This is a genomic window from Brachybacterium saurashtrense, assembly GCF_003355475.1.
In the GTDB taxonomy this organism is placed as follows: Bacteria; Actinomycetota; Actinomycetes; order Actinomycetales; family Dermabacteraceae; genus Brachybacterium; species Brachybacterium saurashtrense.
On record NZ_CP031356.1, the window covers coordinates 3428803 to 3442748 of the forward strand.

Genomic DNA, 13946 nt, shown 5'->3' on the forward strand with positions numbered 1-13946 from the left:
GTAGGATGCGCACATGGGGTCAGGACGTGCACAGGGCGCCGGGCGACGCGGCGATGGCTCGCGCCCCACGGTGCTGGGCCTCTTCGACTGGACGCCTCCGACCGACGGATCCGCTCGGCTGCGCGATCCCGAGACCCCGCTCCCGTACCGCGCCGATCTCCTCCCCAGCGTCTCCGGCCTCGGTCTCGAGGTGTTGAGCCCCGCGCGCGGCCGGGTGCACCGCAAGTTGCGCGACGTGGTGGAGCACCGCAGCGGCGTCGCCGTCGACCTCGCCCTTCGGGGACTCCCTCGGGCGCGCACCGCCGCGGCAGTTCTCGCCTTCCTGGAGCCGCAGCTGGCTGCGCTCGCCTGGCTGCGCCGGCGCAGAGCCTCGCCTTATGCCCGGATCCCGGCCGTGGGCATCTCCTGCTGGTGGGCGGAGGAGCTCGTCGCCGGAACGCGGGATCCCCGGCAGGTCAGGGAGGTCGTCGCAGGGCTCGACCGCCTGTTCGTGCTGAGCTCGAACCAGCACGAGATCTTCGAGCGGGCCGGAGTGCCCGGGGAGAAGGTCGTCCCGGTACTGTTCGGCGCCGACCATCGCCATTTCACCCCAGTCTCCGCGGCCGAACGCTACGACGTGCTCGCCGTGGGCGTTGATCGGGGACGGGACTGGGAGACTCTGCTCGAGGCCGCCCGGCGGATCCCTCATCGGCGCGTCGATATCATCACCGGGACGGGCAGGATCCCGGCCGACGAGGTTCCCGCGAACGTCACCGTCCATCCGCCGACAGGCTTCGCGGCCTATCGCGCCGCCCTGCAGGCCGCGCGGCTCGTGGTGGTCCCCTCCCTCGACCTCGCGTATCCGACCGGGCAGAGCGTGATGCTCGAGGCCATGGCCTGCGGCCGGTGCGTCGTCGTCACCGCCACTCGCGCGATGGCCGAGTACATCGGCGACGGGACCGCGGTCCTCTCGACGCCGCCCGGCGATCCCGGCGCTCTCGCTGTGGTGATCGACGAGATGCTGAGCGACGACGCCGGGCGGGCCGCGGTGGGGCTCATGGCCCGCGAGGCCGTGGAACGGCGTTTCACCTTCGAGGGGATGTGGACCCGGATCGGCGAGGAGCTCACCGCGCTCCTGTGAGCCGTGTTGGGTCGCCGCCGGATCCTCCTCGGAGCGGGATCAGGGGGTCTTGGGCCGCCGCAGCGCCGACGCGCGGCGTGCGAGCCCGTGGGCCCCGACGCGCACCCGACGGGCGATGCGGACGGCGCCCGGCGCGCGTGAGCGCAATCGCTCCAGCGCCGCGTACCGGTGCCGCAGATCGTTGGCCTCATCGACACGGAGGAAGAGCCGACGCCAGAACTCCTCGGCGTGCTTCTCGTAGAGTGGCAGGTTGTTGCGGAAGATCGTGGCGTGGGCCCGGATCAACGCTTCCCGCGATTCTCCCACCTCGGCGTTCACCGATCCCAGGTCGTGGCGTCGATAGTGGAAATACGTCCCGTCCAGGCGGATGACCCGCCGCCCGAGTCCCAGGATCCGCAGCACGAAGTCGTGGTCCTCGCGGCCCTCCCTCATCGTCTCGTCATATCCCCCCACGGCCAGCCAATCCTCTCGCCGATACAGCGCGGTCGAAAAGATCAGGTTGTCCAGCAGGATCATGCCGATGTCGAGATCGGGCAGTCGCCAGGGGCCCCCCACGTCGCCGAAGAAGTCGGCGCGGCAGTACACGATGCCCACCGAAGGATCCGCCTGGGCCGCGGCGACCGCCTCTGCGACGTACGGGGGATCGATGAGGTCGTCGTCGTCCAGCCGCATCACGTAGGTGGCGTCCGCGGCGTGCACCGCCGCATTCACGGACGCCCCGATGCCCCCGGGCCGATGGCGCAGGACCGTCAGCCCCTCCGCCTCGAAGGCGTCCAGGAGGCGCAGCAGAGAAGGGTCGGTGGAGCCGTCGTCGGAGATGATCAGTTCCAGGTGCGGATAGGTCTGGGCGCGAGCCGCCGCGACCGCCTCCTCGACGAAGCGATGCCGGTCGTGGGTCAGGATGATCAGAGCGACGCGCACCTCGCCGCCATCGCGCGGTGCGGGGGTCGCCGCCGATTGCAGCGTGCTCATGCGTCGAGAGTAGTCGTGGCCGAGGGGCAGTGGGAGCGAGGGGCGCGAGGACGGGCCGGTACTGTCTGACCCAAGAACGGGTCGGCGCGTCCGAGCGCGTCCCGGCCCAGCAGAAAGGGGGCGACATGCCGGTACGGCGACCGTGGGCGAACACCGCGGAGGACGTCGCGCAGCTGCGCGAGGTGTTCACGCTGGTCCCCTGGCGCATGCGATGGAGGGTGATCGGGCTCCTCGTCGCCGCGGCGGTGGCCGCCCTGCTGGATCTGCTCGCCGTCGCCTCCATGCTTCCGCTCACCCAGCTGCTGGCCACGCCGGACGCCTCCGGGGGTCGGATCGCGGCTCTCCTGGTCCCGTTGCTGGGGACCGACGACCGCGGAGCCCTCGTCCTCGCGCTCGCCCTGTTCGTCGCGGCGGCATTCGTCGTGAAGAACCTCTCGGTGGTGGTGATCCGCTGGTGGAGCCTCGGGATCACCCACCGGGCGTCCTCCGCGGTGCAGGCCGAGGTGCTGACCCGCTACATGGCCGCTCCGTACGTCTCCCACCGCAGGCGCTCCCGTGGCCGCATCATGCAGGTCCTCGCCGGGGCCGTCCCCGCCACCTTCAACGGCGTCCTGCTGGGGTACATCACCGTCACGGTCTACGGGGTCACCGTGCTGCTTCTGGCCGCCGCGCTCCTGGTGGCCGCGCCGCTCGCCTCTCTCGCCGCGATCGTGGTCTTCGGCGGTGCCGCATTGCTCGTCTCCGCCGTGCTGCGTCCGCGCTCCTTTCGCAACGGGCAGGAGATGCTCGCACTGGAGACGGAGTCGTGGCGGATCCTCGGGCCCGCCGTCGACGGCTTCCGCGATGCGCGAATCTTCCGGCGGGAGCGATACTTCACGGACGGCTACGACCGCAATCGGAGTGACGTCGCACACGTGGGGAGGCTCCGCGCGATCCTCTCGGAGCTGCCCAAGTACGTCCTCGAGATCGTCATGGTCCTCGGGATCTTCCTTGTGGCGCTGATCCTCTTCGCCTCGAACGACGACACCGCCGCCGCCATCGGCCTGCTGGCGATGTTCGCCGCGGCGAGTCTCCGCCTCGTCCCGTCGCTGAACACCGTGGTCGCGACGTACAACGCGATCGTCAGCTGCCGCCCCTCCCTCGCGATGCTCCGGGAAGAGCTCGAGGACCTGGCCCGGGACGACGATCTCGTGGCGCGCGCGAGCGCGGGGACCGAGGATCCCGCCCTGTTCCCCCGCGACGACATCGAGATCGACGAGCTCGGATTCCGCTACCCCGACGGGGTCGACGACGTGCTCCGCGACATCACGGTGACGATCCCGGTGGGTCGGACCGTCGCACTCGTCGGCGGGTCCGGGGCGGGGAAGACGACGTTCGCGGACATCCTCGCCGGACTCCTCACCGCGACCTCGGGCTCCGTCACCGTGGGCAGCGTAGACATCGCGGAGCACTCCCGCAGCTGGCTCTCGCACGTGGCGATGGTCTCCCAGAAGGTCCACCTCTGGGACGAGACCCTGCGGAACCTCATCACCTTCGGGCAGGCCGACGGCGAGGTCGACGAGGAGCATCTCGCGGACGTGGTCCGGCAGGCGCGCCTGCAGGAGTTCGTGGACGGCCTTCCCGACGGCCTCGCGACGCGGGCCGGGGAGAACGGCTCCCGCCTCTCCGGCGGGCAGGCGCAACGGATTGGGATCGCCCGGGCGCTGTACGCGCGCCCGCAGGTGCTCATCCTCGACGAGGCCACGAGCGCCTTGGACAACGAGACCGAGCACTACATCACCGAGACGATCGAGGAGCTGCGCGGGCAGATCACCGTCGTGGTCGTCGCGCACCGCTTGTCGACCGTGAAGCACGCCGACGAGATCCTGTACTTCGCGGATGGTCGACTGCGCTCCCGCGGCACGATGGCCCAGCTTCAGGCGACGGACCCGACCTTCGCACGCCTCGTCGAGCTCGGCTCCCTGGACTGAGCGGCTCAGCGGTCCGTTCGCCGATGGATGGCGTTGCGGACCACCTCGTGGGCGTGCTGTGCCCGGTGCCACCAGCGCCGGCCGCGGATCGGCGCGAGCAGCGTGCGCAACGCCTCCTGCTCGGCGTCGAACCTCCGCTGGAACTCCGCCGCCCGCGTCGTCGTGCTCATGTCGGTGCGGAACGGCGTGCGAATCAGGGCTGCCGGCGGCCGGCGCTGATTCGCGATCAGCCAGTCGTCACCGCCCCAGATCTGCAGCTCGTCGGGGATCGGGACGTAGTCGCTCCGTCGCAGGCACATGAACGTCCCGAAGCGGCGGGTGGGGGCGTCGTGCCGAGCGAGCCGGTGGCTGATGCGGCGGGATCCGTCGTCATGGAACGTCGACAGATCCGGACCCACGATCCCGAAGAGACCGCGGCGGAGGATCCGTGCGGCATGGGTGAGTGCTTCGTCGGCGAACTCGACGTCGTCGTTGACGATGGCGAGCAGCTCGCCGGTGGCCTCCCGTGCACCCAGGTTCCAGGCCGGATTGACGAAGATGTTCGTCTCCTGCTGGAGCACGCGGAGTTTCGGATCGGTGAACGGGAGCGGCTCGGGCGCGTTGTTGATGACGAGCACTTCTCGCACCAGCGGATGCCGGGCGCAGCGCAGCGCCACCCCCTGCAGCCCGTCGGCACGCTGGAGGGTGGGGATGATGACGGAGAACCCGGCGGCGGCCTGCATGGGACCAGAGTAGCCAGGGGTGCGCGAGCGAGGAGAGCCCGCGTTCGTCCCTGACCACCCCTTCCAAACCAGGCAAAACGGACATAAGGTACACCTCAGGTCGTCGCCGGAGAGGCGCGGCGACAGGAACGGAGCGGGTGCGCACCGTCGGGCGCGCACAGGAGCTGGGGCGGGTATGTCGCTGTCGGAAGATGCACTGCGCTGGGGGCGCACTGCGGTCGCGTCGGAGTCGGAGGTTCGCGCGGGGAGCGCGGCCACGCGCCTGCGCACCGTCCTGGTGGTGGTGCTCCTCCTCGCGGACGTCTGCGCGCTGCTGCTGGCGATGCTGGGCGCCTACGTGATCCGGCAGTCCCTGCTGGGCCCCGCGAGCGATCTCTCCGCCCACGTGCTGGACAGCGTGTGGATCATCGCGCTGGGCTGGCTGGTGGCGATCGCACTGTTCGGCGGGTACGACCCGCGCCTGGTCCCCGCCGGCACCGATCTGTACCGCAACCTGCTGCACGCCACTCTCGCCGCCGCCGGGATCGTGGGCACCATCGTGTTCCTCACCGGGACCGAGCTCTCCCGCGCCTACTTCCTCGCCTTCTTCCTGCTGGGCCCGCCGCTGCTGCTGCTGGTGCGGCTGGCGCTGCGGCGCTGGCTGAACGGGGCCCGCACCCGCGGCCTGTTCCGGGAGGGCGTGCTCGCCGTCGGCTCCCTCGCCCATGTGGACGGCATCGCCCGCACCCTGCAGCGGGAGCGCTGGCTCGGCTACGACGTGATCGGCGCCCTCACCCCGGCCGGCCGGCCCGGCACCCGCTCCCGGGCCGGCATCCCGGTGCTGGGCTCCGAGGAGGACGTGCTCCGGATCGCCGAGCTGGAGCGGCCCGGCGTGCTGCTGTTCGCCGCCGGCGCCTTCACCAGCGCGGAGGAGTTCCGTCGCACCGCATGGAAGCTCGAGCACAAGGACATCCGCGTGATCGTGGTGCCGGCCCTCTCCGAGATCGCCGCGGACCGCATCCGGATGCGTCCCGTGGCCGGGCTGCCGCTGGTGCACATGGATCTGCCCCGCTCCCGCGCGGCGCTGAAGTGGACCAAGCGAGCCTTCGACGTGGCCGCCTCCGCCGTGCTGCTGGTGCTCCTGGCACCCGTGCTGGCGGCGATCTCCCTGCGCATCCGCGCGGAGGACGGCGGCCCCGTGATCTTCCGGCAGAATCGGGTGGGCCGGGAGGGCGAGGGCTTCGAGATGCTGAAGTTCCGCACCATGGTCACCGACGCGGAGGCCGTGCAGGTCGAGATGGCCGAACGGGTGATGCAGGATCGCGGCAACGCGGTGATGTTCAAGATGCGCAACGACCCGCGCATCACGCCGCCGGGCCGGTTCCTGCGCCGGTACTCGCTGGACGAGCTGCCCCAGCTGTGGAACGTGCTGCGCGGGGACATGAGCCTGGTGGGCCCCCGCCCCGCGCTGCCGCGCGAGGTCGCCGCCTACGACGAGGACGCCCACCGTCGCCTCAGCGTGCGGCCGGGCATCACGGGGCTGTGGCAGGTCTCCGGGCGCAGTGATCTGGCCTGGGAGGACACGGTGCGCCTGGACCTGTACTACGTGGACAACTGGGCGTTCACCCAGGACCTGCAGATCCTGGTGCGCACCGTGCGGGCCGTGCTCGCCTCTTCTGGGGCGTACTGACCGCCCGCTCGCGGGCGCACCTGCCATAGCCGTTCCGCCCTGCACGTCGGCCCCGACGCCCGACTGCCCCGTTCAACGGGCGGCGGCCAGCAGCGGCGCGAGCTGTCCCAGCAGATCCTCGAGCCGTGCCGCGGTGGCGGCGGCGACCTCCGGCGGCCGACGATACGGATCCGGCACCTCCTGACCGCCCGGGTGGCGCGCCCGCGACCACTGCGCGATCACGTCCCGGTCCAGCCCGCCGTGCGCGGCGGCCAGCGCCGCGAGCTGCGGCACGTGGCCCAGCAGGCCGGAACGGCGGGCCGCCGCCGGATGCTCCTCCACCAGGAACCGGCGCTGCCGGGGAGACATCGTGAGGACGAGATCCGCGCCGAGGTCCGCCACCGTCACCTGGCGTGCCCGGAACCCCTCCGGGTCGCCGCCGCGACGTGCCAGCTCGGCGGCCATCTGCCGCTCCATCGGCTCACCCGCCAGGGCATGGATCCCGCGGCTGGCCACGGCGAGTCCCGGCACCTGCGCGCGCAGCAGCAGCTCCGCGAAGGGGGAGCGGCACACGTTGCCCGTGCACACGAACAGCACCGAGAGTCCGGGCGGCGAGGCGGGGGCGGCATCCGGGGAGGTCACCGGCCCAGCGTAGCCAGAGCACGTGACAGCAGGCGGTGACAACGCACCGTACCCGCCGGGCCGCCGCCTCCCGGCACGGACGTCAGGACGCGGGGGAGGGGCTCTCCGCGGCGGGCCGCTCGCCCGGCTGCTGGGCCTCCTGCAGCTGCTCGAGGATCTCCTCCACGAAGCCGATCACCTCGGAGCCTCCCGTCACGGGCCCGCCGGCCAGCAGCCCGTCGGCACCCAGCAGCACGGCGGACGGGGCGCTGCGCGCGCCGAGGGCGCCGCGGGCCACGGACTGCAGATCGTGCAGGGCGTGGTCGCCGATCCGCTGCACCGTGCGCTCGCGCCGATGGTCCAGCGGGGTGGCGAACACGAAATGCACGTCGAGCACCGGCGAGAGCGCCTCCAGCCACCCCGGGCCCTGATCGAGCACCCGCTCGCAGGGCCCGCATCCCTCGGAGACGAACACCAGCAGCGCCGCCCGGTGCGAGGCCAGCTGCCGGAGGGTGGAGAGCCGGCCGTCCACCCGCTGCACCACCGCGGCCGGGATCGCCGTGCGCTCGTAGTCCAGCAGCTCCTCGTTCCCGTCGCCCGGGCCGCTCTCCGGGGCGGAGCCGACCTCGGCCTCGACGATCGTGGCCGGCGCGGGGGCCGCCGTGCCGGAGCGCGCCCGGTCGGAGGGGGACGCCTCGGCAGGGGCCGTCTCCGGCACCGCACCGCCGAGGGTGAGGGCGGTGAGCACGACCGCGAGCAGCAGCGCCGCGCCCAGCCCCATCACCGTCAGCGGCGCCTGCACCAGCGCGGCCGTGAGCAGCCCGCTCGCCGCGGCGATCACCGTGAGCACGCCCAGGCCCACCAGCATCAGGTTCCGTCCCAGCGTGGTGCCGGAGACGGTGGGGGAGGCGAGGGTGCCGAAGCAGGAGCACTCCACCTGCTCCTCGAACCGGAGCGCCCGCGCGATGATCACCAGGTAGGTGACCAGCAGCAGCGCGATCACCACCGCCACCAGCACCTGCAGCGGCACGAAGGGGAACCACAGCCCGAGCGCCAGCACGATCTCCGTCACCGGCAGCACGCTCGCCACCGAACGATGCATCGACCGCCACGGCAGGCGCAGCGAGGTCATCGCGTCCTCCGTGCCCTGGCGGGCCCCGAGCTTCGCCAGCCCGGAGAGCAGCAGCGTGAGGGTGAGCAGGATCGGTGCGGCCAGCAGCACGGTCATCGGTGAGAGTCCTTCCCGCCGGCCGGGTCCCCGGCCGAGCGTCTGCCCTCCATTGTCGCGGACGAGCGCGCGCGGAGGCACGGCCGGTCCCCTTCGCGGACGGGTCACGAATCGGTGACGTCGCGGATTCCGCGGCCAGACCTCTCGTCCCAGGACGCTCATGGCACTACGGTTGTCAGGAAACTGCTCATCGAGGAACGTCAGGGGAGCCGGGGGCACCGGAGGGCACACTCACCGGTGCGGCGCCGGCACGAGGTGCAGTCAGGTGGTCATGTCGTTGGCAGAGGACGCGCTGGGCGCGAGCGCCCGCGGGACGGAGACGCCCCCGCAGGCGCTCCCGGCCGTGCCGCGCCCCGGGACCTTCAGGCGGCTTCGCCTCCTCTCCGTGCTCCTCATGGTGGCGCTCGACGTGCTCGCGATCGTCGCCGCGGCGGGCTGCGCGATCCTGGTGCGGCGGTGGGCCCTGGGCCCGGCTGCCGATCTCTCCGCGAACGTGCTGGACAGCGCCGCGCCGATCGCGCTCGGGTTCCTGCTCGCGATCGCCGTGTGCGGCGGGTACGACCCGCGACTGGTGCCCTCGGGCACCGAGCTGATGCGCACCCTGCAGTACGCCACCCTCGCTGCCGCCGGGCTCAGCGGAACCATCGTCTACCTCGCCGACATCGAGCTCTCCCGCGCCTTCTTCCTGGCGTTCTTCCTGCTGGGGCCGCCGCTCATGCTCGCGCACCGGATGGCGCTGCGCCGGATGCTCGGCGCCGCGCGGCGCCACGGTCGTTTCCGCCAGGGCGTGCTCGCCGTCGGCTCCCTCGACCACATCGACGGGATCGCCCGCACCCTGCACCGTGAGCGCTGGCTCGGGTACGACGTGGTGGGGGCGGTGACGCCGGCCGGCACGCAGGACGCCTCCGCGCTCGGGATCCCCGTGCTGGGCGGCGAGGATGATCTGCTGCGGATCACCCAGGAGGTGCGCCCCGGCATCCTCCTCTTCACCGCCGGCGCCACCGCCACCGCGGAGGAGTTCCGCCGCACCGCCTGGAAGCTGGAGCATGAGGACGTGCGCGTGATCGTGGTGCCGCGGCTCACCGAGATCTCCGCCGACCGCCTGCGCATGCGGCCGGTGGCCGGGCTCCCGCTGGTGCACATGGACATGCCCCGTGCCCGCGCCGCGCTCAAGGGCGGCAAGCGCCTGTTCGACCTCGTCGCCTCCGCCGCGATGCTGGCCGTGCTCGCACCGGTGCTCGCCGCGGTGGCGCTCCGGGTGCGCCTGCACGATGGCGGCCCGGTGATCTTCCGGCAACGCCGGGTGGGCCGGGAGGGCGAGGGGTTCGAGATGCTGAAGTTCCGCACCATGGTCACCGACGCGGAGGCCGTGCAGGTCGAGATGGCCGAACGGGTGATGCAGGATCGCGGCAACGCGGTGATGTTCAAGATGCGCGACGACCCGCGCATCACCCGGCCGGGCCGGTTCCTGCGTAGCTACTCGCTGGACGAGCTGCCGCAGCTGTGGAACGTGCTGCGCGGGGACATGAGCCTGGTGGGCCCGCGCCCCGCCCTGCCGCGCGAAGCGACCGGGTACGACGGCGACGCGCAGCGGCGCCTCAGCGTGCGGCCGGGCATCACGGGGCTGTGGCAGGTCTCCGGGCGCAGCGACCTCTCCTGGGAGGACACGGTGCGACTGGACCTGTACTACGTGGACAACTGGTCCTTCACCCAGGACCTGCAGATCCTCGTGCGCACCGTCCGGGCCGTGCTCGCCTCCTCCGGCGCGTACTGATCATGCCCCGTCCTGCCGGCGACCGCGCGCCCGCCACGCCCCTGCCCCGCACCGTGACGGCGGCGGCGCTGGCGGTGCTGCTGCTGTACCCGGTGGCGGCGGGGGTGCTGCTGCTCACCAGCGACGGCTGGGCGGTGAACCGCGCGAACGTGCGGGTGTGGATCCTCGTCACCGACCTGGTGGGGATGCGGGAGCGGATCTCCCCGGAGCAGTTCGCGGCCCTCGCCAACGTGGCGCTGTTCGTGCCCTTCTTCGCCGCGCTCGCGGTGCTGCGCCCGAGCTGGTGGTGGGTGCTGCTCGGGGCGGCGGCCTCCACCGCGGTGGAGCTCTACCAGGGCTCCCTCGGCTCCCGGATCCAGGACCCCGGGGACATCCTCGCCAACACCCTCGGTGCGGCGCTCGGGGTCGCGCTGGGGATGCTGCTGCGCCGCCGCGTGCTACGCCGTGCCGGGGCCCGTCGGCCCGGCCGCGAACCCTCCCGGCTCAGCGCCGCAGCTGGCGCCCCAGGCGCGCCCACCACTCCCGACGCACCTCCCGCGCACTCGGCGGACGGCCCAGACGGAGGCCCAGATGATCGCGATTGACCTGCGTGGCCTGCAGCAGGATCCGTGCGCGCTCACGCATGCCGCGTGCGTCCCGCAGCCGGGCCCGCCACACCTCGGACGGTGCCGCCCGGCGGTGCACCGCCCGCCACAGGTGCTCGTCCCGCCCGCCCGCGGCCCGCTCCGGGCGCCCGGTCGCGAGCGCCAGCGGCACCTGCGCCCCGAGCTCCGCGGCCAGAGCCTCCACCGCGGCGCGCCCGTCGGCGTCCACCTCGGTCCAGGAGACACGCACGTCGTGTCGCGCTCGTCCCATCGCGTCCCGGGCGGCGTGGACCAGCAGCAGCAGGCGCTGCGCCGTGAGGTCCGGGACCGGGCAGTCCCGGCCGCCGAGGGGCGTGTGCTCGCGGCCGCGCCACAGCCTCTCGAACGACTGCGCCGGATCGTCCTCGAGCCCCGGGAAGCTGCGGTGCACGTCCACCGTGCCCCACACCTCGTGGTGGAAGGTCGCGGCGTGGCCGAACACGCTGCCGTGCGCGAAGGAGGTGACGCGGTGCCAGCCGTGCGCCGCGAGCACGTCGCAGAACTGCTGCGCCCGGTACGGCTCCACGAGCACGTCGCAGTCCGTGGACGGGGCGCGCCCCTCGGCGAGGGACGGATCCAGGGCCACGCCCTTGAGATGGAGGACCCGCACCTCGGCCCGTCGGGCAAGATGGTCCAGACACCCGTGCGCGAGGCGAAGGCGCGTCGTCGCGGGCACCTGCACGGGGGAGTTCATGGGCCCGAGTGTAGGGGTCGGGCGGCGCCGCCGCCCGAGGGGCCGGGACCGGGAAGGGGGAGCGCGCATGTGGGAGCTCGATAGCCGCCTGCAGCACTACGCCTGGGGGTCGCCCAGCGCGATCCCCGAATTCCTGGGGCGCCCGGCCGACGGCGCACCGTGGGCGGAGGCCTGGTTCGGAGCGCACCCGCTGGCACCCTCCGCGCTCTCCACCGGCGTAGACCTGGACCGCGCCATCTCCGCGGATCCGCACCGCCTGCTGGGCGACGGCGTGCGGCGCGCCTTCGGCGACCGCCTGCCCTACCTGCTGAAGGTGATCGCCCCTGAGACGCCGCTGTCACTGCAGGTCCATCCCAGCCGCGAGCACGCCGCGGAGTCCTTCGCCGCGGAGACCGCCGCCGGGCTCGCCCTCGACTCCCCGCTGCGCAACTACCGCGACGACAACCACAAGCCCGAGATGCTGGTGGCGCTCACGGACTTCACCGCGCTGTGCGGCTTCCGCACCCCGCGCCGGGCCGCGGGCATCCTCGAGGGCCTCGACACCGACCTCACCGACCGCCTCCACCACCTGCTGGTCACCAATCCCACCGCGCACGGGATGCGCGCCGCGTTCCGCACCCTGGTCGCCACCTCGATGCGGCCCGCTCCCGAGGCGGTCGCGGCCGTGGTGGAGGCCTGCCGGGTCCGGCACGCCGCGGGCGGCTCGCCCTCGCCGCGGATCGATCGCACCGTGGCGCTGCTGGCCGATCACCATCCCGGGGACCCGGGCGTGGTGGCGGCCCTGCTGCTGAACCCGGTCACGCTCCGGGCGGGGGAGGCGCTGTTCGTCCCCGCCGGCACGCTCCACGCCTACCTCCACGGGGTGGGCCTGGAGATCATGGCGGCCAGCGACAACGTGCTGCGTGCGGGCCTGACCGGGAAGAAGGTGGACGCGGACGAGATGCTGCAGTGCGTGAGCGTCGCCGCCGCGCCCCCGCTGCGCGTCGCCCCGGAGCGGCAGAACCCCACCACCGTCGCCTACTACGCTCCGGTGGACGACTTCGAGCTGTCCCTCACCCGACTGCAGGACCCGCCCGGCACCTTCCGCGGACGCCACCCGATCCCGGGCACCGGCCCCCGCACGCTGCTGGGCCTGGAAGGAGAGATGCTGGTGGAGACCGACGCCGGCAGGCACGTGCTCGGCGCGGGACGGGCGCTGTTCGTCCCCGCCGCCGATGGTCCGCTCCGCGCCGGGGGCACCGGCGCCTTCGTGCAGGCGAGCGTCCCGTGACCCGGTACCGGCTGGGCGAGGTGGTCGCCGAGCGCGACGGGGAGGGCCTCTGGGTGGGGGCGCTGCCCGACGGCCCGATCGGCAGGCTCGACGGGGTGGGCGTGCTGGTGCTCGAGGTGCTCGCCGACGGAGAGCCGCACCGGGTCGACCAGATCGTCGAGGAGCTGCGCCGCGACGTGATGGGGATGCCCGCCGACGCCGAGGCGGTGATCGCGGAGTTCCTGCGCGATCTCGCGGCGCGGGGCGTCGTGGCGGCGGAGCCGACGGACGGCGGCGGACGATGAGCCCCGGCGCGCCGCACACCCGCTCGGGGGAGGGAGGGAGGCCGGTGGCATGAGCACGCTCGTCGACGCCTCCTACCTCGGGGCTTCAGGTCTGCGGGACGTCCCTGACGACCGGTTCCATGCCCTCTCGCCGCGCGCCTTCGCGATGCATCGTCGCGAACGCTCCTTCGAGGGCGTCTCCGTGGTGCGCCTGCACGGCACCGCGATCGAGTTCCGCAACGACGGCGCGGAGGACGAGGTCGACGGCGTCGAGTTCGTGTTCGTCACCCCTCACCCGGACGTCGCCCCGGAGGCCGGCCAGGAGATCTCCCGCATCGAGTACATCCCCACCTGGGTGAACCATCGTCGCCGACTTCGTGAGGACGCGTGCTACCTCGTGATCCGCGCCGGACGGGACGCCCTGACGGGGATCGTGCCGCAGCTTCCTGCAGAGCCGCGGCACATTCCCGTGCGCGGCACGCTCACCCGAGCCACCCACGCCTTCGCCTCCTCGCTGCTCGATCATTCCGACTCCCTCACCGCCGTCGAGAGCTATGCGACGGGCCAGCTGCTCACCGAGATGGTCGGGGCGATGATCCTGGATCGATTCGGTTTCGGCCTCGGCCCGGACGCGGAGACCACCACGGCCTCCGCCCGCCTGCGCGATCAGGCCACCGCCGTGATCGCCCAACGTCGGGCCGACCCCGCCCTCGGCGTCGAGGAGATCGCCACCAGCGTGCTCGTCTCCCCGCGCAGCCTGCAGGCCGCCTTCGCCGAGGTCTCCACGACGGTCTCTGCCCAGATCCGGCAGCAGCGTGCCGCACTCGCCGCGCACCTGCTCACCTCCTCGCGCTACCAGGTGCTCAGCATCGACGAGATCGCTCGCGAGGCCGGCTTCGGCTCCACCCTCAGCATGCGCCGCGCGCTCCAGGATCTGTACGGTGCGACCCCCTCGCAGCTGCGCCGGGACGGCCGTGCCGGAGCGCCGCACTAGATCTCTTCACAGTTGCAAAAAGTCCATCCGGCGCACAGTGCCGTTCG

The 13946-nt window shown here is 72.8% G+C and carries 13 protein-coding genes; 8 read left to right on the forward strand and 5 right to left on the reverse strand.

Annotated features, from left to right (window positions below; genetic code table 11):
- Positions 1–13 precede the first annotated feature (13 nt).
- Positions 14–1120: a glycosyltransferase family 4 protein gene (locus DWV08_RS15415; RefSeq protein ID WP_115414612.1), complete on the forward strand. Its 1107-nt coding sequence runs from the start codon at positions 14–16 to the stop codon at positions 1118–1120.
- A gap of 39 nt (positions 1121–1159) precedes the next feature.
- Here the strand turns inward: DWV08_RS15415 and DWV08_RS15420 are convergent, their stop codons facing one another.
- The gene (locus DWV08_RS15420) at positions 1160–2092 is read right to left on the reverse strand and encodes a glycosyltransferase family 2 protein (protein WP_115414613.1); all 933 of its coding nucleotides are present in this window, start codon (positions 2090–2092) and stop codon (positions 1160–1162) included.
- 125 nt (positions 2093–2217) lie between these two features.
- On the opposite strand from DWV08_RS15420, the gene DWV08_RS15425 reads away from it, so the two are divergent.
- Entirely contained in the window at positions 2218–4062 is a 1845-nt protein-coding gene (locus DWV08_RS15425; protein ID WP_115414614.1) for an ABC transporter ATP-binding protein, read from the forward strand.
- Positions 4063–4067: 5 nt separating this feature from the next.
- Here DWV08_RS15425 and DWV08_RS15430 read toward each other — a convergent pair whose 3' ends face one another.
- Complete coding sequence (locus DWV08_RS15430) at positions 4068–4784, reverse strand: glycosyltransferase family 2 protein (protein ID WP_115414615.1); 717 nt, start codon at positions 4782–4784, stop codon at positions 4068–4070.
- A 175-nt stretch (positions 4785–4959) separates the two neighbouring features.
- On the opposite strand from DWV08_RS15430, the gene DWV08_RS15435 reads away from it, so the two are divergent.
- Positions 4960–6453 carry a sugar transferase gene (locus DWV08_RS15435; RefSeq protein WP_115414616.1) on the forward strand — a complete coding sequence of 498 codons (1494 nt, stop codon included), beginning with the start codon at positions 4960–4962 and terminating at the stop codon, positions 6451–6453.
- Between the two features lie 72 nt (positions 6454–6525).
- Here the strand turns inward: DWV08_RS15435 and DWV08_RS15440 are convergent, their stop codons facing one another.
- Both DWV08_RS15440 and DWV08_RS15445 read right to left on the reverse strand, forming a co-directional pair.
- Positions 6526–7074 (reverse strand): arsenate reductase/protein-tyrosine-phosphatase family protein, encoded by a 549-nt coding sequence (locus tag DWV08_RS15440; RefSeq protein WP_162801595.1) that lies wholly within the window; start codon positions 7072–7074, stop codon positions 6526–6528.
- Positions 7075–7156: 82 nt separating this feature from the next.
- Positions 7157–8281: a MauE/DoxX family redox-associated membrane protein gene (locus DWV08_RS15445; protein WP_115414618.1), complete on the reverse strand. Its 1125-nt coding sequence runs from the start codon at positions 8279–8281 to the stop codon at positions 7157–7159.
- A gap of 271 nt (positions 8282–8552) precedes the next feature.
- Between DWV08_RS15445 and DWV08_RS15450 the strand changes: the two genes are divergently transcribed.
- Together DWV08_RS15450 and DWV08_RS15455 are read left to right on the forward strand one after the other, a co-directional pair.
- Positions 8553–10055, forward strand: a complete 1503-nt coding sequence (locus DWV08_RS15450) for a sugar transferase (RefSeq protein WP_115414619.1) — start codon at positions 8553–8555, stop codon at positions 10053–10055.
- A gap of 2 nt (positions 10056–10057) precedes the next feature.
- Complete coding sequence (locus DWV08_RS15455; protein WP_115414620.1) at positions 10058–10639, forward strand: VanZ family protein; 582 nt, start codon at positions 10058–10060, stop codon at positions 10637–10639.
- On the opposite strand, the gene DWV08_RS15460 is transcribed toward DWV08_RS15455, so the two are convergent.
- Positions 10539–11372 (reverse strand): nucleotidyltransferase family protein, encoded by an 834-nt coding sequence (locus DWV08_RS15460; protein WP_115414621.1) that lies wholly within the window; start codon positions 11370–11372, stop codon positions 10539–10541. The two genes, DWV08_RS15455 and DWV08_RS15460, sit on opposite strands and share 101 nt — an antisense overlap.
- 67 nt (positions 11373–11439) lie before the next feature.
- On the opposite strand from DWV08_RS15460, the gene manA reads away from it, so the two are divergent.
- From manA to DWV08_RS15475, 3 genes are read left to right on the forward strand one after another with little or no spacing between them, the layout of a single operon-like run.
- Positions 11440–12642 carry a mannose-6-phosphate isomerase, class I gene (manA, locus tag DWV08_RS15465; RefSeq protein WP_115414622.1) on the forward strand — a complete coding sequence of 401 codons (1203 nt, stop codon included), beginning with the start codon at positions 11440–11442 and terminating at the stop codon, positions 12640–12642.
- Positions 12639–12926, forward strand: a complete 288-nt coding sequence (locus tag DWV08_RS15470; protein WP_115414623.1) for a PqqD family peptide modification chaperone — start codon at positions 12639–12641, stop codon at positions 12924–12926. The genes manA and DWV08_RS15470 overlap by 4 nt, the downstream gene beginning before the upstream one ends.
- Before the next feature lie 49 nt (positions 12927–12975).
- Positions 12976–13899 (forward strand): AraC family transcriptional regulator, encoded by a 924-nt coding sequence (locus tag DWV08_RS15475; RefSeq protein ID WP_115414624.1) that lies wholly within the window; start codon positions 12976–12978, stop codon positions 13897–13899.
- Positions 13900–13946: the final 47 nt, after the last annotated feature.